Genomic DNA, 18,171 nt, shown 5'->3' on the forward strand with positions numbered 1-18,171 from the left:
CCGAGAACTTATTCCGAAAAACTAAATCGTCAAATCTTTTCGAGTGAATCGCGCATAACAGGCGACAACCGCCAACGCAAGCAGACCGACCAGGACAAGGAACGACAACGTCGGGACATCACCTTGCAGTTGTGCGTTAGCATCGAACAAACTGAAGACCGACAGGCGTTCGAGCCATGCGAACGTATCGCTGAACCCAGAGAAGATGTTGGCGATTAAAAACAGGGCGAACAACCCGCCGGTCACCATATACGAGCGACTGCTGTCGTCGAACAGGCTCGCGATGACGAACGCAATCGTACCGAGGACGAATAACAATAGCCCCGCATTCAACTGTAACGTCCACATGACACCATAATCGATTCCGAGATCAAACAAGAGATCGGCAACTGTGAGGCTGAGGCCGTTTGACGCGACGAACAAGACGGTCGCAAACAACAACACGATGAGGCTCGCTGTGACGTAGGCGCTCCGGGAAATCGGTGCCGCCAAATACAACATGACCTCACCCGAATCGACCGGTTTCGCCATGAGGCGTGAGGCAAACGTCAAGGCGAACAAGATGGCGAGCACATAGAAGATGAGGCCATAGTAGTTTCCGGCGAGTAAGTTGACGACGTTGTCCATCGCGATGCTCGGATCGATTTTAAATACCTCGAGCAGTTCCGGCGGCAACGAATCAAGTTTCCCTTCGATGAGGCCGGTCTCTTGAATCGACGGGAAGACGGCCGCTAAAAAGAACAGATAGAGGCTCGTCCCGAACGCGTACCCGAAAATCCAGCTCCGATTCTGCTTGAATAACGAATGGACTAACGTCATGACGTCACCTCCCCATAATATTCCATGAACATATGCTCGAGCTCGTCGGCACCGCTTGTGAGCGATTTCACCTCGAACGATGTCAACGTCGCGATCAATGCGTTCAACTCATCCGATGTTGAGACGGTGACGGTGACGGTACGCCCGTCACGAATCCCGACCTTGTCCGCTAGCGCCTGCGCCTCGACTTCACTTTTCAGACCGATTTGGTACGCTTTCACGCTCCGTCGCTTCAGTTCATCTATATCGGCCTCGATGATGATCCGGCCGTCTCGAATGAGCGCCGCCCGGTCACACGTCTTCTCCATTTCCGGAAAGTGATGTGAGCTCATCAAAATCGCCTTCCCGGCTGCCTTCTCAGCGAGTACCCATTCAATCAGTCGCTCTTGCATGAGCGGGTCAAGCCCGCTCGTCGGCTCGTCGAGTACGTAGACCGGGACGTCTTTCATTCAATCGATTGGAAACACCGTCTCACCAATCGGGTAAAGCGACATGTCGAGCTCACAGTCCCCTGTCAGGACAAGGTCAGCGAGCACTTTGCCGATGAACGGTCCGACCGTCAGACCCGAAGAGCCGAGTCCGTTCGCGACGACCAACTGTTCCGCTCCAGGGAGTCGACCGAGCACCGGAATCGAATTCGGCGTGACGGGACGCAATCCGACCCGCGTCTCGACGAGCTCTGCTTCAGCGAGGCCCGGGGCCGATTCAAGTCCTTTCGCGAGCACTTCGTGAACGCCGACGGCTGTCGGTCGGACGTCAAAGCCCTTCTCTTTCTCATGCGTCGAGCCGATGACGACCTTGCCGTCTTCGAACCCGAGCAAGTAACGTCGACGTGGCGGCATCGCGACAGGCCAGTCGGACGTATCCGTGTCCGGTAGCTTCACGTGGACGATTTGCGCTTTTTCCGGCTTGACACTCGTCGTGTAGCCGATCGGCTCGAGCAATTCCTTCAGCCACGCCCCGCAGGCGAGAATGATTTCATCCGCCTCATAACGCACCCCGTCGCATAAGACGTGATAACCGTCTCCTTTGACGAGTTGCGCCGACCCGTTGACGACGTTTACCCCGCGCTTGATGGCGACGCGCTCGAGCGCGGACCGGATTCGCTCCCCATCGACACGCGCCCCACCTTCGACGAGAAGCGCCTCATAGTCTTCGGATAGTGGAGGGAAGAGCGAACGTGCCGCTTCGACAGACAATCGTGTCAACTTCCCAATTTCGGGGGCATCTTCCCGCCGGACTTTCGTCCGTTCAAGCATTTCGTTCAGCTTTTTATCTTCATGTAAGGCGAGCGTCCCGACCCGTTTGTAGCCGGTGTCCGTCTCGCCCGCCTGCAGCAACGCATCGACGACTTCCTTGTAATAGCGTGCCCCGCCTTTTGCCAAGGCATACCACGCTTTATTTCGGCGTTGCGCGATCCACGGACAGACGATACCCGCCGCCGCGTCGGTTGCCCGACCGGCGTCTTTCCGGTCGATGACCGTCACGTCTGCTTTTCCGGCCAAATGATACGCAGCCGAGATTCCGACGATGCCGGAACCGATAATGACTATTTTTTTCATGTCGATTCGTTCCTTTCTTCCTGAAAAAATCACCGGCCAAATGGCCGATGATTTTAGTCCCGATTTGCGAGTCGATACAACAAGTCGAGCAATTCGATATAGAGCCAGATGAGCGTCACAATCAATCCAAACGCCGCGACCCACTCGAGATGCTTCGGTGCCCGCGCTTCGACTTGACGAGCGATAAAATCGAAGTCGAGAACGAGCGCGAGCGAGGCGATGATGACAATCACGAACTGGACACCGATCGCGAGCGGCGAAGAGCCGGTCATGAACGGGAGCCCGGTCCCGAAGAAACTCATCCCGATTTGGAAGAGATACAATAGCATGACCGTGAAAATGGCGGCCATGATGCCGGCGCGGAACTTTTGCGTCACTTTGACAAGTCCGGTCGAATAGACGAACCACATCGCGAATGCGACGATAAACGTCGTCATGACGGCACGACCGACGATTCCCGGCGCCATCGATTCGAAAAAGTACGAGACCGTTCCGACGAAGACCCCTTGGATAATCCCGTAAAGTGGTGCAACGACAGGTGCCGTATTCGGTTTGAACGTGATGACGAGCGCAAGCACCAAGCCGAGTACGGCTGACCCGATCATGAGCGGGAAGAGAAGTCCTTCCCCAATCGTCGGCACGAGCGTCCACATGACGCCAGCCGATGCGGTAACGAGCATGAGCAGCGTGAAAATTTTAGACCACGTGCCGGCCTTTGTCATCGGCGCGGTCGCGTAAGCGGTGGATTCCATTGATTTGCGAAGAATTGGATTAGATTTAAGCAACGTTCATAAGCTCCTTTGTTTGTTAGCGCTGTGCCATGACATCGACGAAAGCGCGCATATAGTCTGGAAGATCAGGTGGGCGACGACTTGAGACGATATGTCCGTCCACGACGACCGGCTCATCATGCCAAATCGCTCCGGCGTTCTCCATGTCGTCTTTAATGCCCGGCGTACTCGTGACGTTGACGCCTTCTAAAATATTCGCCGAGATTAAGACCCAGCCCGCGTGGCAGATTTGACCGATTGGACGTTTCTCTTCGTGCATATAACGGACGAAACCTTTCACCGAGTCGAAGCGACGCAACAAGTCTGGCGACCAGCCACCAGGCACGAGAATCGCATCGAACGACGTGATATCGACGTCTTCAAATGCCACATCCGACTTGGCCGGGACCCCGTACTTTCCTGTGTAGACGTGCGCCCCTTTCTCGCCGGCGAGGATGACGTTTGCGCCCTCTTCACGTAGGCGATGGACCGGATACCACAACTCCAAGTCTTCGAAGTCGTCACTGACAATCTGCAAGACGTTCTTACCTTGTAATTTCATCGAATCCCTCCCTTTCATTTCCTTCACAAGTATACCCTAAAAGCTACGCCGCGAAAACAAAACGATTGGTTAGTCTGACGTCAATTCATTCGGCCGCACGACGCTCACGATGACGTTCCCGACCTTCCCACCCGCATCGACGTAACGATGGGCCGAGACGATTTCCTCAATCGGATAGATCGAGTCAATGACCGCTTTTATGTGCCCTTTGTCGAACAGCTCGTTCAAGAAAGTCAGGTCGTCTTTCCGTTCACTCGAGACGCCTTGACCGGCGACGGAACGAAACTTCCCGCCCGCTCTGACGTGCTTCCGAGCGATCCGCTTATCGATTTTTCCGGCCGCATCGAACACGGCATCATACGTGAGTAGCCTGCTGTCGTATCCTTCCGTCTTATAATCAATCAAAACGTCAGCACCTAACCGTTTCACGAGTTCGAAGTTTCGCATTTGACAGACTGCCGTCACGTGAGCCCCGAAGTGTTTGGCGATTTGGACGGCCATCGACCCGACTGCTCCCGATGCCCCATAAATCAATACGGTCTCCGCTTGTTCGATGTTCACCTTGCGTAAAAAATGGAGGGCGGTCGTTCCACCGAACGGCAGGCTCGCCGCTTCCTCATAACTTGCATGTCGTGGCATGTGTTCCACACATTTATGCGCTTTAATACACGCATATGCCGCGTAGCCCCCGAATCGCATTCCCGTCAGCGCATAGACCCGGTCCCCTGCCTTGAACGTGTTGACACGTGTTCCCGTCTCGACGACTTCGCCTGCCAAGACGACACCTAAAATCGGTTGACGCGGTGCTTTGAGTCCGACGGCAATCAGCATCGGAAGTTTGCCAGCGGTCGGGACGTCGAGCGCCCGGAGCCGACGGTCGCCTGAATGGACGGCTGTCGCATGGACTCGAATCAATAGTTCATCGGTCTTCGGAACAGGCTCGTCCACTTCATGAAGCTCGAGCACATCTGGGGGGCCGTACGCGGTACAGATGACTGCTTTCATCCTATCCCTCCTCATGAATCTGAGTCAGCGAAATCGTCTTTTCCTTTAGTCTTCTTTTTCCGATATTCGCTACATGAAACATTCGGAGAGAAATCGATATTTAGAACGATTTGCCCGTAATCATCCATCGTTTTCCCAATATATTGTGTTATAATGAGTGCGACTTTTTGAATATCTAGAATGAGAAAGGGGATTTCCCACATGAAGCAATACCATGATTTATGCGCCCATATCCTCGAACACGGGGTCGTCAAAGAGGACCGGACTGGTACCGGGACGACGAGCGTCTTCGGTTATCAAATGCGATTCAACCTTCAGGACGGGTTCCCCCTGATCACGACGAAAAAATTACATACCCGTTCCATCATCCACGAACTCCTTTGGTTCATTTCAGGAGAGACGAACGTCAAATATTTGCAAGACAACGGAGTCCGCATCTGGAACGAATGGGCAGATGAGGACGGCAACCTCGGACCCGTCTACGGTGCCCAGTGGCGCTCGTTCCCGAAACCGGACGGCACGAGTGTCGACCAGCTCGCCCAAGTGATTGAACAGATTAAGACGAATCCCGACTCGCGTCGTCTCATCGTCTCGGCTTGGAACCCCGGTCAACTTGAAGACATGGCGCTACCGCCATGCCACCTATTGTTCCAGTTTTATGTGGCGGACGGCAAGCTATCGTGCCAGCTCTATCAGCGGAGCGCCGACACGTTCCTCGGTGTCCCGTTCAATATCGCGTCCTACGCCCTACTCACACATATGGTCGCGCATGTGACTGGCCTTGAGGTCGGGGACTTCGTCCATACGCTCGGCGACGCCCATATTTATCATAACCACCTCGAGCAAGTAAACCTTCAGTTGACACGCGAACCACGACCGCTCCCGCAACTAAAAATCGTTCGGGATGTCACCTCGATCGAGGACTTCCGGTTCGAGGACTTCGAAATTGTCGATTACGATCCGCACCCACACATTAAAGGAGCCGTCAGCGTATGATCATCCACGTCGTCGCCTATGGCCTCAACCGCGAAATCGGAAAAGACAATGCGTTGCTTTGGCGCTTGCCAGATGACTTGAAACAGTTCAAAGCCATCACGACGGGACAGACGATCGTCATGGGCCGCAAGACTTACGAGTCGATTGGTCGCGCTCTCCCGAACCGGCGAAATATCGTCGTCACGTCCGACACATCGTTTAAGGCCGACAATATCGAAGTTTGGCATAATCTCGAGCGGCTAAAAGACGAAGCGAAAGAGCATGATTTATATGTCATCGGTGGTGCCACGTTGTATGAGCAGACGATGCCGTGGACGGACCGCTTCTACGTCACGGCCGTCGATGGGTCGTTCGAGGCGGATACGTTCTATCCGACGCTGCCGGACGTCGTCGTCACGTCCGAACAGTTCCATCCGGCCGATGAGCGACACGACCACAGCTTCACGTTCTACCAATACGACAGAAAAGACATCGATTGAGTTCGATGTCTTTTTTAGTCCGGCAACTTTTCGAGCCACTGTTCAATTTTCTCGGTGATGGCAGCCTCACTATCCGCCTCAGACACGTCGTCATATAGCCCAATCTCCGCCGCCGTCCGCGATGTCACGGCCAAAATATGGCTATATTTTCCCCGTTGTTCTTTCACGGCCGACAGTGTCCGCGCCTCATTCGATCCTGATTCATCTAGCACGAACATTTCAACGTGATCGTTACAGACGTATGCCCCGTATGGACGATACACGACTTCATAGCGCCGATGTTGCTTCGGTAACTGGTCGGCCAAACGAGCATACTTTCTCGGGCTCATCGTGACGTAGGCGAGGCGTTTCTCCTCGCGGACGGCTGTCGAGTATCGGATAATGCGGTTACGTCCGTCCCGCTTCGCCTTGTAAAGCGCCTCGTCCGCGTACGCGCACCATTCACCGAGTGTCAGACCGGTCTCGCACACACGAGTGTACCCGATCGAGACGGTGAGATGATGTTCATAAGAGAACGTCATCTGTTCGATGCGCGTCCGGACACGCTCGAGTACGGCATCGACGATTTGTCGGTCCGAGACGTTCAAGATGACGAGGAACTCTTCGCCCCCATACCGAATCAGTTCATCACTTGAGCGAATGGCGAGCCGAATCTCTTCGGCGACGCGATGTAACACTTCGTCTCCATACGCATGACCGAACGTATCGTTCAATTGCTTGAAGTGATCGATATCGAGCAAAGCGAGCGTGAAACTCTCACCTGAACGCTCTAGCCGGGACATGAACCGGCCGAACGTCGCTTTCAAATATTTACGGTTGAACGCACCGGTCAACTCATCGACGAGGAGTGCTTTCGAAACGAGCCGCGCTTTTTCGATATGATGTCCGAGCCGGACGAGGCGCTCTTCCATCGGGATCCAAGACTCCCAATAGTCATCGAAGCCATATGAATACGCCGCTAGCCGGTAATGTTCGTTCGTACCGATGACGATGAGCGGGACGTATAGCTTCTTCATCTTGCTGACGAACGACTGGATGTCGCGCTCTCGGAAGTTCGACCAAAGCTCGACGTCCATCATGATCGCTTTCGGGACGTCCTCGTAATCATATTCGACCGCTTCGGCGAGCGTTTGTAAAAAAACTGGCCGCGCCCCGAGTTTTTCGACACGTGGTTTGTATCGACTGAACGTCGAGAAACTCGTCGATAAGATAAGGACGAGGTCTTCGTCTTCTTGGTCAATGCCGAGAATCGTATGTATGTATCGTTTGACGGGGGCAATCAAAGCCGTCGCCTCCGCTTGGGATAGGACAGCCGGCAAATCACGTGCATCCGCTTCAACTCGGCTGAAAATCTCGAGTAAATGCATGAATCGCCGCTTCTTCACTTCGGTTTTCATCCAATCCAATAAATAGTCGATGTCTTGTTTTGGCAGTTGGCGCGCTTCTGTCAACTTGGACAAGATCTCGTGTATACGAGCTGTAGGTTGATGCAACATTCCCGACCCCCCAGTTTCGTTCTCCCCGAAATTCGCTTCTGTCTTCGATTATGCGACTTTGCCCACGAAAATACAACTATTTCCTCATTTTATTCCTATTGTTTGACAGATAGTTAGTACTTACGTCCTAAATTACCATAGAGAAAGGACGACCTTGCGGCCGCCCTTGTTTTATTTTTCAACTTTTAAGTTTGGTGACGTCATCTCTTCCGGACGAATCCACTTGTCAAATTGTTCCTCACTGAGAAGACCCGTTTTCAGCGCCGCTTCTTTAAGCGATACGCCTTCTTTGTGAGCAAGTTTCGCGATTTTCGCCGCATTTTCATAACCGATGTGCGGATTGAGCGCTGTGACGAGCATGAGCGAGCGCTCCACGTTATGGGCGATCACGTCACGATCCGGCTCGATGCCAACCGCGCAATGCGTATCGAACGAGTGCAGACTGTCCGTCAACAGGCGGCACGTCTGCAAGAAGTTATACATGATGACGGGCTTAAAGACGTTCAACTCGAAGTTCCCTTGGCTCGCGCCGAATCCGATTGTCGCGTCATTGCCGAGCACCTGCGCGGCGACCATCGTCAACGCTTCACTTTGCGTCGGGTTCACTTTACCTGGCATGATCGAGCTACCCGGCTCATTTTCAGGAATGGTAATCTCTCCGATGCCGGCACGTGGTCCCGAGGCGAGCCATCGGACATCGTTCGCGATTTTCATCGCGTCCATGGCAACTGCCTTCAACGCGCCGTGTGTGAAGACGAGCTGGTCATGACTCGTGAGCGCATGGAACTTGTTCACTGCCGTCACGAACGGTTTACCGGTCTCGTGTGAAATCTTCTCCGCGACGACTTCCCCGAAACGCGGATGGGCGTTGATGCCCGTTCCGACAGCCGTACCCCCGAGCGCAAGTTCCGTCAACGGTTCGATCGTCCGCTCAATCATCTGTTTCGAGAGTTCGAGCATACGCACCCAACCGCTAATCTCTTGCCCGAGCGTGACGGGAGTCGCATCTTGAAGATGGGTACGACCAATCTTGACGATATCCATGAATTCATCGGCCTTACGCGCGAGCGTCCCGTGCAGCGCGTCGATCGCGGGGAGGACGTGATCCTCGACCGCCAAGATGGCCGCGATATGCATCGCGGTCGGATACGTGTCGTTTGAACTTTGCGACTTGTTGACGTCGTCGTTCGGATGAATCGTGAGCGCTTGACCGCGCGCCTTCAATAAGTCGTTCGCCAAATGGGCGATGACTTCGTTGACGTTCATGTTCGACTGCGTCCCAGAACCGGTCTGCCAGACGACGAGCGGAAACTCGGCATCGTGTTTCCCTGCGATGATGTCATCGGCCACTTCGGCGATGACATCGGCCTTCTCTTGTTCGAGGACGCCGAGTTCGGCATTGGCGAGCGCGGCTCCTTTTTTCAAGATGGCAAAGGCGTAGATGACCTCGATCGGCATCTTCTCCGTCCCGATTTTAAAGTTCTCTAGGCTGCGCTGTGTCTGTGCGCCCCATTTCGCCGAAGCTAGAACGTTGATCTCCCCCATCGTGTCCCGTTCAATCCGATAATCCATGAAAATTCCCCCTCTTTTTTTGACTACGCTTTCATTTTAGCGAAACTTTTGCAAAAAAGAAATCATTCCCCCTGCAATTGACAAAAAGTCGGGCCAACGCCCGACTTTCACTCCATCATTAATGCTCGTTTCGCCACATCATGGGATCGATTCTCCGCACGCGGAATCCACTTGATGAACTTATGTGGCAACTCGTCATAGAGCGTTAGCGCTTTAACGAACAAAGGACGCATTGTTTGATCTTTTAAGAACCGCTGCTCAAGGGCGCGCACGACCGTCTCCGCATCCGAATATATCATGAACGTCGTCTCACCTTCGAGCTGGTGCGCGTGTTCGAGCGCAAAGTCGAGGGCGGCAAGTTCAGCCTGAACGCTCGTCAACCCTGACACTTTCTTCATATACGTCGACACCGTGCCGTCAGTTTGCCGCAGCCAGACACCGAGTCCGTTCAGAGCGGTCTCTTGATTCGTGGCGGCGTCAAAATAGATGTGAACCAAAGCGATACGCCTCCCAGTCCATCTCGATTGGGGCATGAATGTCGATGAGCGAGAGCTGTTTCGACAACTTCGCCACGCCTTCCTGTCCATCGAGCTTCTTTGAGAACTTCCGGTGCGCCTCGAGCAGTTGATCATGCTTCAATCGATCAAATAGCACTTCGACCGTATCATACGACTGAACGAGAATCGTCGCTGTTTTCGGTCCGATTCCGCGAACACCAGGGATGTTGTCCGACGCGTCGCCTTGGAGCGCCTTCACATCGACGAATTGGAGCGGTTTGATGCCGTAGAGTGACTCGAACAGCGTCCCGTTCATAAGCACTTCTTCCCCTTTTTTCGGTACGATTTGAAAGACCGAGTCCGATAACAGTTGGTGCAGGTCGCGGTCCGACGAATAGAGGTACGACTCGCCCGGGAAGTGTGTCGCCACCGCCCCCATCAAGTCGTCGGCCTCATAGCCGGCAAGTTCCGACTGGAAAATGCCTCGTTCCGTCAAGGCCGCCCGTAATTTGACGTAGTCGTCGAATAACGGTTCCGGGAGTCCGGTCCGCGTCGCCTTATACTCAGGGAAAATGGCGAATCGATGTGTCGATTCACGCGGCCCGTCCCAAAAGAAGGCAATGTGGGAGAAGTCATTCGTCCAGCCATCGACTTTTCGAAGCAATCCTTTCACTGTCACATCAGGGTCGAGCGCCCGGCGACGCTCTGTCGCGAAGTAATAACGTGACAACAAGTTGAACCCATCTACTAACATCAGTTTCACGTCTCAACCACCTCACAAGCATGTAATCCGCGAGCGAGCGCTTCACGGTCAAGTTCCTTCCCAATCCAGACGAACACGGAACGGGTGTCGTCACTCGGTTCGTTCGCGAACGTCGCACCCATCAACTGGTTCGTCGCCTGAACGACGAATTTGGATTGTTCCCCGTCAAGTCGGACAATCGCCTTCAAGCGATAGAGCTGATCTTCATAATGCATGAGCACCTCTCGGACGTAACGCGTCACACGCTCCCGGGAAAGCGGAACATCTGTCGTCAACGTGACGGCACGGAGTGTTGCCACGGAGCCGTGACCTTCCGTCAACGTGGACAGCTGTCGCTCATCGACACGAGACAGTTGGAACGTATCCTCGAGCAGATCGTAGTCCCCTTCCGTTTGTACCGTCTCGACGACACGAACGGTCGGGTTGATTGTACGAATCCTTTCATGCGCCCGTCTGAGCACCGCTTCGTCCACGAGGTCCGTCTTATTTAACAGGATCACATCGGCATAAGCGATTTGGTGAATTCCTTCTATAAACAAGTCCCGGTCCATTTGACTCGCATCGACGACCGTCAAAATCGCGGTCAGCTTGAAATGAGTTCGTAAATAGTCATCATAGTAAATCGTCTGGATGATCGGGGCCGGATCGGCGACGCCCGTCGTCTCGATGACGATTCGGTCGAACGTCTTGTCTTTGGCCGCGAGCTGATAAAACGTCTTGCTCAAATCGTTTTGAATCGAGCAGCAAATGCAGCCGTTCGATAGTTCGATTTGCTCTTGGTCCATTTGGACAATCAGTTGCTCATCCAAATTGATGGAACCGAGCTCGTTGACGATGAGCAAGATACGCTCGTTCGTCGCCGCGAGCAGCCTGTTCATATAAGTCGTCTTACCGGCGCCTAAAAAACCGGTCACAAGTTGCACGGGAATCATTGCAAAAACCTCACTTCATAGATTGTCATGGACACGCGCCCACTTCTCATACCGAGCGTCGAGCAGGTCGATGAGATGGAGCAGCCACGCTTCAGCCGTCACCGGGAGGACGCTCGATCCCCATTCCCGCTTTCCATGATGGGACAAAATCATATGCCAAATCCGATGATGGACATCAAGCGGTAACGTGACGCCAGACTGACGCTGGCTCTTCTCGAACAACAGCCCTCCATACGGCATATGACCGATTAGACTGCCCATCGGATTGATGGAAATCCCTGTCGTCTCGCTCGTACCCGAGACGGCAAACAAGTTCTCGAAGCGACGCGGTGACGACAATAGATGACTATATTCATACAGTTTGCCGATATCGTGGAACAAAATCCCGAGGGCGAGTTCATCCCACCGAAGCGGTTCTTTCAGCTCGGCGACCGCCTCACACGCCGCATACAGCGACTCGAACGTCCCTTTGAACGCCTGCTCGACTTTCACACCGTTCATCGTATTCCATACGTCTACTTTGTGCAACTGCTCGGCCTCTTTGATGACACGGAACGCCATCGCCAAGTAGTCGTCTTGCTCCTGAATCCGATAGCCGAGCCGAAGCATGCACGTCGTGTGCTTCAACAACCCGCCGGCATAGTTGTGATGATGATACAAGGCGGCCGGGGCCAAGACGAAGTCGTCCCATACGTCCTCGAGCAGGGCATTGGCAATCTTTTGGGCGTCTGGAGATAGCGTCCCAAGGATTGCGAACAATTCGTCCGCGAACGCGTCAATCGTCTCGTCATTTGGCAGGCCAGGTAAGAGCGAGACCGCTTCGTCGCGAGAGATTGCTTGCACCTTGTCAATCGTGATGGATTTCGCGCCATCCGGTTTCGGGTAGACGTCGATTTTCCCTGACAGGGCGACGACACCCGACTCGTAAATCGGCAATAGCTGATCCTCATTGCCACGCAGCCAATGCTTCGCGCGAATCAAACCGCTCGCCGTCGTCACGTTCAACTGAAGCCACTTCGCCCCCGACTTACTTTCTTTCACCTCGACCGTGCTGACGAGCGCTTTCATATCGACGGGCGTCCCGTCCGTCAAATCAGCCAAGCGCACGTCCGATTGCTCCATGGCCGGGATTTGGTAAATATTTCGGTCAAACCCGTCCCCTGTGACTCGTTCGATTTGTTGATAATAGTTCATCATAGCCCCTCCTTCGCATCTGTGCCCATTGTACCGTTTTTCATTAGGCTAGGCGAACATACTTTCGTTGTAGGTCGAAAAAAATCTCGGATTTCATTGAAAGCGCTTACGAGTATTGATACGATAGAGTTAGTTATAAAAAGGGGGAATCGAAATGATTTCATTGATAGACACGTATGAACGGCTCATCGCGACGGGGGAAGCGACACGTTATGCGAGTGAACATCCGACGACTGAACAAATCATCAAGGCAGCCGCCTGCCCGGTGCCTGAGGCTGATCTCGAACGAATCGTCTCCGGTCACGCCGGGAATCCATATACGCACGATGCGGTGTTCGAATCGATTATCACCCATGAGCTAAAAGGCGCGATGGCGACGCTCCTCGTCCTCGGTTATCCAGTGCAGACACCGCTCGCTAAAGCTCTCGTCTTGTCCGCCTTCGCCCGGACGAACCGTATGAACATTGAAAAGTTGAAAGAGCTCAGCCACGCCGACCTGCTCGTCCGAATCCAGTCGGCGGAGCGGTCATGGAAGCGCACGTTCGCCCACTTGTATCGGTCCAAACCGTCACAGCTTTGCGACCAACTCGACTCGATCTTTGGCGGTTGTGCCATCCACCGCGTGCTCGAGGCGGTCGGTCATGACAAAGACGTAAAAACAGCATAAAGAAAGAGCGGTCCCCGGGCCGCTCTTTCTTTATGGCTTATCCTTCTGTCACTTCCACCGCATCTGGTTCATACAGCGTAACGTTACGGGCTGGTGAAAACGTTGAGATCGCATGTTTATAAATCAACTGTTGGCGCCCTTCCGACTCAACGATGACCGTGAAGTTGTCGAACGACTTGATGACTCCCCGAATTTGAAACCCACTCACTAAAAACACGGTCGTCGGTACCATCTCTTTACGCAACTGATTCAAAAAATGGTCTTGGATGTTATAGCTTGCCTTCATGTTGCATTCCCCCTAGTCTGTGTCTCTTTCAAATAATCGGAATTTTCGAAAAAACCCCTCAACTTCATCATAAATATTTTTATACGATAGTTCAAATGATTTTCTTCCCATATCCACCCAAATCCCATCAAATTGATGACGGAACCACGTCAATTGTCGTTTGGCGAATTGCCGCGTATGTTGTTTTAGCGTCTCGCGCATCCGCTCTTCCGTGATGCGACCTTCGATGTAAGGGACGACTTCTTTATACCCAATAGCCCGCATCGCCTGTGTATTCCCATATCCTGCGTCAAGGAGATGTTTGACCTCATCGACTAAACCCGTCTCGACCATGACATCGACGCGCTCATTGATTCGCTCATAGAGAACGTCCCGGTCAGCGTGTAAGACGAACAGCTTATAGGCATAATGTTCGGACGGGGCGCTATCGACTGCTTGACTGTCCCCTTGCATCGCGACTTCAAGGGCGCGAATGACACGACGCACGTTATTCGGATGGATTTGTTCGGCCCGTCTCGGGTCGAGTTCACGTAACCGCTCATGCAGCGCGTCCGCGCCGAGGCGACTCGCCTCGTCTTCAAGCGACGCTCGCAGCGCCTCGTTCACTGGCCGTTCAGCGAACTCATAATCATATAAGATAGATCGAATGTATAGTCCGGTGCCACCGACGAGAATCGGCAGTTTACCGCGGGCATAAATATCGTCAATCGCCTGACGTGCCCGTTGTTGAAACTTGGCGACGCTCATCGGTTCATCGGGGTCACAAATGTCAATCAAATGGTGCGGGATTCCTTCCGCCTCCTCGACCGTCACTTTTGCCGATCCAATGTCCATGCCGCGATACACTTGTACCGAGTCACCGGACACGATCTCTCCGTTGAATGCTTTTGCTAACTCGATTCCAGTCTTCGTCTTACCGACCGCCGTTGGTCCGACAATCACGATGACGGGTGTTTTTTCCATCCAGCTCACTCCTCAAACGAAAGACCGCTCCAGGAAGGAGACGGTCAGTCAAATTCTTCGTTTAATTGTATCATCAAATACGACGGCAAACAGCATCCAACCACATAATAGCAAGCCGAGCAATAAAACTAGTCCATCACTCATTCGTGTCCGCCTCCTTTGTTTCTCCATTCCCACTCTTCACATATTAGACACAAATTAATACGCAAAAAAAAAGATGCTCGCTCGGAGCATCTTCATAAGGTCACTTCAATCAAGCGGTATCGCCACATCGTGAACCCGAAGTAGAGAACCGCTGTACCACTCGCAGCCCACCACATAATCGTATATAGCGGTGTTGCCAGTCCAGACATTCCGACCATTGCCGGTACGATCAACGTCAACCAACTTAAGACGAGCGCGACCCGTGACGTTACCGCATCGATCGGTCGCCCGAGCCCCATGCCGAGGAAGAAGAGCGCCCAAAGGAACGCCCAAAACGTCCACATCGCCCCGTCCACAAAATCAGCCCGTCCGAAGCCGATCCCTGCGTAAAACAATGCGGCAATCGCGACGAAAAGGGAGAACCAACCGACGCCGCGACCGTCTAAGTCATACAAGAACGTGACACCGACGTATAAATAAGTGAATGCGAACAAATAAATTCCTGCATAACCGAACACTTCGGCCGGTGTCGCATGGACGACGAGCCATGTCGCGATGAACGCTTGCAATAGACCGGTGAACAAGCTGAACACGCCGGCGCTTCTCACGTCGACTTTCCCGAACAAGACGAGACTATTTAAAAATAGCGCCACGCCACCAAACAATAAACTGATATTCCCCACGTGCATTACTCCTTTGTACAGATGTCAGACGTCTTTCGATATGTCCACTGTACTGTGAATTCGCTTTCAATGCAAGAGGGGAAATTGTTGTTCACGAGAACGCCTTGATTCACTCGCTCTCAAGCGTCCGGATGGCCTCGTCAATCTTTTCTTGTTCTTCTTCCGTAAACGTCGGAAACTCGGGATTGATTTGCTCTAACACGTCAATCATGACCGAAGAGACGATATAACGGGCGTACCATTCGTCATCGGCCGGGAGCACATACCACGGGGCATGTTCCGTCGCCGTCTTCGAGAGCATGTCGGCAAAGATGGCCTGATAATCGTCCCAATACTGTCGCTCCCTGACGTCACTAAAGGAAAACTCCCAATTTTTCTTCGGGTCTTTTAACCGTTCCAGCAAGCGGTCTCGTTGTACATCCTTTGAGACGTTGAAGAAGAACTTAATGATTTCGAACCCATTCTCATGCAAGTAGCGCTCAAAATCATTGATTTGGCGATAACGCACCGACCAAACCTCCTCTTTGTCGGTCTCATCCGGAATCGCTTCTTCCCCGAGCAAATCGTGTACTCGGGGGGCAATGACTTCCTCGTAATGGGAGCGATTGAGGATACCGACCTGCCCGCGTTCTGGCATCAAGTCGTGCATGCGCCACAAATAGTCATGTTTCTTTTCTTTTTCGGACGGTTTTTGGAACGCGTTCGTCTTTAACCCTTGGGCGTTCAAGTTCGAAAAGATATAGCTGATCGCTTCGTCTTTTCCACCGGCATCGAGCGCCTGTAAGACGACGATGACTCCCGTCTCCGCCTCGGCATATAGTTTCCAATGCAGTTCTTTCAATCGTTCGATGCTTTCCGGGATCAGTTTGTTTTGCAATTCATCGTCAGTCGGTCGGTCGGAAACGGATGTATCGAATTCCTCAAGTCGCCGTGTTCGTTGTTGATCAATTTTATATGCATCAAAATCATTCATTCGGGCTCACCTCACTTTTTTCATATCCCTTCTTTATACCCAAAAGTTCAGAGTCCATATCGCCCACAAAAAAACATCGACCCCTTGCGAAGTCGATGTCTGCCTATCAATTGATGCCGACCGCGTCGAACGACTTCGCCGCCGCGATGGCTTCCGGGCTCGTCGCACCGTACAAGTCTTTCGCTGACTGCACGACCGCCTGACGGAGGCTCGAGAAGTTCGAGGACGGTGTCAAGTATACCGTGAGCGCACGGTAGTAAATGTCACCCATCTTCATGACGCCCACGCCTTGGACCGAGACGCCGTAATGCGTGCCACCGTTACCAAGCAAGTAGGCTGCCTTGTTGACGATTCCTGAGTTGATATGGACACCGCCATTATCTTGCGTACCCGTGTAACGTTTTGAATAGTGATCTGGGTCCCCGTAAGCGGCAGGGTTCGCCATTGAGCGGAGTCCGTCACCAGCAACGCCTGGCGTATAGATGTCTTCCCCAATCAACCAGTCAAAGTTCGAGCCGACACTGTACTCGGCGACCGTCCCGAAAATATCTGAAATGGCTTCGTTGATGGCCCCAGACTCGTTTTGATAGATCAGTCCTGCCGTGTACTCCGTGACGGCGTGAGACAATTCGTGCGCGACGACATCAAGCGCCCCTGAAAGGTACGTGAACGTTTGCCCGTCCCCGTCCCCGTATACCATCTTGCTACCGTCCCAGAACGCGTTATTGTAACTACGGCTATAGTGGACCGTTGAGTTGAGCGCGGCACCGTTGTTGTCGTAACTGTTCCGTCCATACGTGTTCTTGAAGAAATCATACGTCTTCGTCGCGTTGACATGCGCGCTGACTGCTGCCCGGTCATACGTCGTATTCAAGACGTTATCGAGGTCGGCCCAGAGCGATCCCGGCAAGAGGGTCCGGTTCTTCGCATCATACGTGTAAATTCCTTTACCACGAGTCGAGTCTTGAAGATAGTAATACGATCCGCTCTTCGTCGTCTTGAACGTCTGGCTTTGGCCGAGAACATCGATGCCTGTTCCCGTGTACGTCGTGCCAGTCACACCGTTAATAGGCTTCGCATGCGCCAATTGGTTGAACTTGTTGACGACTTCTCCGCTCGCTGCGTCGATGAAGTACGTCCAACGTGACGGCTCGTCCGCGTCAAGAATCGTTCCCGTCACTTCATACGCGTAGACGGCCGAGTCGCCTTGTGGATAGACGACGAGTTCCGCTTTCGGTTCAAGCTCATAGGCGCCTTGATGACCGACGAGCTCTTTATAGCGGTTGATTGCTCTTTGTTCGTTCAACTTGATTGACTTATGTAATCCTTTGACAGCTTTCGTGTCATCGACGACCGTCTTCAATTGCCCCGCTTCATCGACAACGCCGACGACGATGCCACCGAAGACCGGTACCCCGTCAACAGTCTGTTGTAACTTGACGACTTGACCGACTTTGTCTTGCTTCGACTCGAGCGTCTTGAACTGCCCTTTCGCTTTCGCATATTCTTTGACGATTGTCGTCGGTGCCTCGTTTGACGGTTTCGTCAACGTCCCTGATTTGAGTTCGCTCGCCCCGACGAGTTGCGGTACGAGTAAGACGCCGGCGATGATGGATGTGGATAATACTTTTTTCATTTGTGTGTCCCTCCTTATGTGGTGATTCAAACTTTACATAGTTTCACACAATTAAGATATCCAACCATTTGATTATTTTGATAATTTAAAATATTAAGTAAATATGACTACTCGTACATCAGGACAGCGCCTTTCTCACTGTATAAAAAAAACGTCACCCGTAACGGGCGAC

General features: G+C 52.9%; 20 protein-coding genes. 3 read left to right on the forward strand and 17 right to left on the reverse strand.

What is annotated here, in order from left to right; all coding sequences use genetic code 11:
• Positions 1 to 21 precede the first annotated feature (21 nt).
• From KB235_RS09880 to KB235_RS09905, 6 genes are all read right to left on the reverse strand, one after another.
• On the reverse strand, positions 22 to 819 hold the full coding sequence (locus KB235_RS09880; RefSeq protein ID WP_211779562.1) for an ABC transporter permease subunit: 798 nt from the start codon (positions 817 to 819) through the stop codon (positions 22 to 24).
• A complete protein-coding gene (locus KB235_RS09885; RefSeq protein WP_211779563.1) occupies positions 816 to 1,268 on the reverse strand; it encodes an AAA family ATPase in 453 nt (150 codons plus the stop codon). The genes KB235_RS09880 and KB235_RS09885 overlap by 4 nt, the downstream gene beginning before the upstream one ends.
• On the reverse strand, positions 1,269 to 2,381 hold the full coding sequence (locus KB235_RS09890; RefSeq protein WP_034815318.1) for an NAD(P)/FAD-dependent oxidoreductase: 1,113 nt from the start codon (positions 2,379 to 2,381) through the stop codon (positions 1,269 to 1,271).
• Between the two features lie 53 nt (positions 2,382 to 2,434).
• On the reverse strand, positions 2,435 to 3,166 hold the full coding sequence (locus KB235_RS09895; RefSeq protein WP_034804744.1) for a Bax inhibitor-1/YccA family protein: 732 nt from the start codon (positions 3,164 to 3,166) through the stop codon (positions 2,435 to 2,437).
• Positions 3,167 to 3,188: 22 nt separating this feature from the next.
• On the reverse strand, positions 3,189 to 3,713 hold the full coding sequence (locus KB235_RS09900) for a type 1 glutamine amidotransferase domain-containing protein (RefSeq protein ID WP_034815317.1): 525 nt from the start codon (positions 3,711 to 3,713) through the stop codon (positions 3,189 to 3,191).
• A 69-nt stretch (positions 3,714 to 3,782) separates the two neighbouring features.
• The gene (locus KB235_RS09905; protein ID WP_211779564.1) at positions 3,783 to 4,718 is read right to left on the reverse strand and encodes an NAD(P)-dependent alcohol dehydrogenase; all 936 of its coding nucleotides are present in this window, start codon (positions 4,716 to 4,718) and stop codon (positions 3,783 to 3,785) included.
• 201 nt (positions 4,719 to 4,919) lie between these two features.
• On the opposite strand from KB235_RS09905, the gene KB235_RS09910 reads away from it, so the two are divergent.
• A complete protein-coding gene (locus KB235_RS09910; RefSeq protein WP_246514186.1) occupies positions 4,920 to 5,714 on the forward strand; it encodes a thymidylate synthase in 795 nt (264 codons plus the stop codon).
• Positions 5,711 to 6,193: a dihydrofolate reductase gene (locus KB235_RS09915; RefSeq protein ID WP_211779565.1), complete on the forward strand. Its 483-nt coding sequence runs from the start codon at positions 5,711 to 5,713 to the stop codon at positions 6,191 to 6,193. Before KB235_RS09910 ends, KB235_RS09915 begins: the two co-directional genes overlap by 4 nt.
• 14 nt (positions 6,194 to 6,207) lie before the next feature.
• Here the strand turns inward: KB235_RS09915 and KB235_RS09920 are convergent, their stop codons facing one another.
• The 6 genes from KB235_RS09920 to KB235_RS09945 all read right to left on the reverse strand — a co-directional run bounded on the left by KB235_RS09920 (position 6,208) and on the right by KB235_RS09945 (position 12,647).
• Positions 6,208 to 7,689, reverse strand: a complete 1,482-nt coding sequence (locus KB235_RS09920; protein ID WP_034815312.1) for a GGDEF domain-containing protein — start codon at positions 7,687 to 7,689, stop codon at positions 6,208 to 6,210.
• A 171-nt stretch (positions 7,690 to 7,860) separates the two neighbouring features.
• Positions 7,861 to 9,261 (reverse strand): class II fumarate hydratase, encoded by a 1,401-nt coding sequence (fumC, locus tag KB235_RS09925; protein ID WP_211779566.1) that lies wholly within the window; start codon positions 9,259 to 9,261, stop codon positions 7,861 to 7,863.
• 107 nt (positions 9,262 to 9,368) lie between these two features.
• Complete coding sequence (locus KB235_RS09930) at positions 9,369 to 9,758, reverse strand: reverse transcriptase-like protein (protein ID WP_211779567.1); 390 nt, start codon at positions 9,756 to 9,758, stop codon at positions 9,369 to 9,371.
• Positions 9,739 to 10,512 (reverse strand): 5'-3' exonuclease, encoded by a 774-nt coding sequence (locus KB235_RS09935; RefSeq protein WP_034815494.1) that lies wholly within the window; start codon positions 10,510 to 10,512, stop codon positions 9,739 to 9,741. The genes KB235_RS09930 and KB235_RS09935 overlap by 20 nt, the downstream gene beginning before the upstream one ends.
• A gap of 5 nt (positions 10,513 to 10,517) precedes the next feature.
• Positions 10,518 to 11,453: a CobW family GTP-binding protein gene (locus KB235_RS09940; protein WP_211779568.1), complete on the reverse strand. Its 936-nt coding sequence runs from the start codon at positions 11,451 to 11,453 to the stop codon at positions 10,518 to 10,520.
• Positions 11,454 to 11,468: 15 nt separating this feature from the next.
• Positions 11,469 to 12,647, reverse strand: a complete 1,179-nt coding sequence (locus KB235_RS09945; protein WP_211779569.1) for an HD domain-containing protein — start codon at positions 12,645 to 12,647, stop codon at positions 11,469 to 11,471.
• A 154-nt stretch (positions 12,648 to 12,801) separates the two neighbouring features.
• Here KB235_RS09945 and KB235_RS09950 point away from each other — a divergent pair, with 154 nt between their 5' ends.
• Positions 12,802 to 13,314 carry a hypothetical protein gene (locus KB235_RS09950; RefSeq protein WP_211779570.1) on the forward strand — a complete coding sequence of 171 codons (513 nt, stop codon included), beginning with the start codon at positions 12,802 to 12,804 and terminating at the stop codon, positions 13,312 to 13,314.
• Positions 13,315 to 13,351: 37 nt separating this feature from the next.
• On the opposite strand, the gene hfq is transcribed toward KB235_RS09950, so the two are convergent.
• The 5 genes from hfq to KB235_RS09975 all read right to left on the reverse strand — a co-directional run bounded on the left by hfq (position 13,352) and on the right by KB235_RS09975 (position 17,999).
• Entirely contained in the window at positions 13,352 to 13,600 is a 249-nt protein-coding gene (gene hfq / locus KB235_RS09955) for an RNA chaperone Hfq (RefSeq protein WP_012726185.1), read from the reverse strand.
• Positions 13,601 to 13,612: 12 nt separating this feature from the next.
• Complete coding sequence (gene miaA, locus KB235_RS09960; protein WP_034804775.1) at positions 13,613 to 14,563, reverse strand: tRNA (adenosine(37)-N6)-dimethylallyltransferase MiaA; 951 nt, start codon at positions 14,561 to 14,563, stop codon at positions 13,613 to 13,615.
• 236 nt (positions 14,564 to 14,799) lie between these two features.
• The gene (locus tag KB235_RS09965) at positions 14,800 to 15,390 is read right to left on the reverse strand and encodes an AmiS/UreI family transporter (protein ID WP_211779571.1); all 591 of its coding nucleotides are present in this window, start codon (positions 15,388 to 15,390) and stop codon (positions 14,800 to 14,802) included.
• Positions 15,391 to 15,499: 109 nt separating this feature from the next.
• Positions 15,500 to 16,363: a PPK2 family polyphosphate kinase gene (locus KB235_RS09970; protein ID WP_211779572.1), complete on the reverse strand. Its 864-nt coding sequence runs from the start codon at positions 16,361 to 16,363 to the stop codon at positions 15,500 to 15,502.
• Between the two features lie 106 nt (positions 16,364 to 16,469).
• On the reverse strand, positions 16,470 to 17,999 hold the full coding sequence (locus KB235_RS09975; protein WP_211779573.1) for a M4 family metallopeptidase: 1,530 nt from the start codon (positions 17,997 to 17,999) through the stop codon (positions 16,470 to 16,472).
• Between the last annotated feature and the right edge of the window lie 172 nt (positions 18,000 to 18,171).

Origin of the sequence: Exiguobacterium alkaliphilum (assembly GCF_018138125.1) — a bacterium.
GTDB lineage: Bacteria > Bacillota > Bacilli > Exiguobacteriales > Exiguobacteriaceae > Exiguobacterium > Exiguobacterium alkaliphilum.

What these genes read in the sequence shown, in the direction of transcription:
- fumC (WP_211779566.1), bottom strand. Translation starts at nt 9,261, where the DNA reads ATGGATTATCGGATTGAACGGGACACGATGGGGGAGATCAACGTTCTA.
- KB235_RS09910 (WP_246514186.1), top strand. Translation starts at nt 4,920, where the DNA reads ATGAAGCAATACCATGATTTATGCGCCCATATCCTCGAACACGGGGTC.
- KB235_RS09950 (WP_211779570.1), top strand. Translation starts at nt 12,802, where the DNA reads ATGATTTCATTGATAGACACGTATGAACGGCTCATCGCGACGGGGGAA.
- KB235_RS09940 (WP_211779568.1), bottom strand. Translation starts at nt 11,453, where the DNA reads ATGATTCCCGTGCAACTTGTGACCGGTTTTTTAGGCGCCGGTAAGACG.
- KB235_RS09880 (WP_211779562.1), bottom strand. Translation starts at nt 819, where the DNA reads ATGACGTTAGTCCATTCGTTATTCAAGCAGAATCGGAGCTGGATTTTC.
- KB235_RS09945 (WP_211779569.1), bottom strand. Translation starts at nt 12,647, where the DNA reads ATGAACTATTATCAACAAATCGAACGAGTCACAGGGGACGGGTTTGAC.
- KB235_RS09975 (WP_211779573.1), bottom strand. Translation starts at nt 17,999, where the DNA reads ATGAAAAAAGTATTATCCACATCCATCATCGCCGGCGTCTTACTCGTA.
- KB235_RS09905 (WP_211779564.1), bottom strand. Translation starts at nt 4,718, where the DNA reads ATGAAAGCAGTCATCTGTACCGCGTACGGCCCCCCAGATGTGCTCGAG.
- KB235_RS09890 (WP_034815318.1), bottom strand. Translation starts at nt 2,381, where the DNA reads ATGAAAAAAATAGTCATTATCGGTTCCGGCATCGTCGGAATCTCGGCT.
- KB235_RS09920 (WP_034815312.1), bottom strand. Translation starts at nt 7,689, where the DNA reads ATGTTGCATCAACCTACAGCTCGTATACACGAGATCTTGTCCAAGTTG.
- KB235_RS09900 (WP_034815317.1), bottom strand. Translation starts at nt 3,713, where the DNA reads ATGAAATTACAAGGTAAGAACGTCTTGCAGATTGTCAGTGACGACTTC.
- hfq (WP_012726185.1), bottom strand. Translation starts at nt 13,600, where the DNA reads ATGAAGGCAAGCTATAACATCCAAGACCATTTTTTGAATCAGTTGCGT.
- KB235_RS09915 (WP_211779565.1), top strand. Translation starts at nt 5,711, where the DNA reads ATGATCATCCACGTCGTCGCCTATGGCCTCAACCGCGAAATCGGAAAA.
- miaA (WP_034804775.1), bottom strand. Translation starts at nt 14,563, where the DNA reads ATGGAAAAAACACCCGTCATCGTGATTGTCGGACCAACGGCGGTCGGT.
- KB235_RS09935 (WP_034815494.1), bottom strand. Translation starts at nt 10,512, where the DNA reads ATGTTAGTAGATGGGTTCAACTTGTTGTCACGTTATTACTTCGCGACA.
- KB235_RS09885 (WP_211779563.1), bottom strand. Translation starts at nt 1,268, where the DNA reads ATGAAAGACGTCCCGGTCTACGTACTCGACGAGCCGACGAGCGGGCTT.
- KB235_RS09970 (WP_211779572.1), bottom strand. Translation starts at nt 16,363, where the DNA reads ATGAATGATTTTGATGCATATAAAATTGATCAACAACGAACACGGCGA.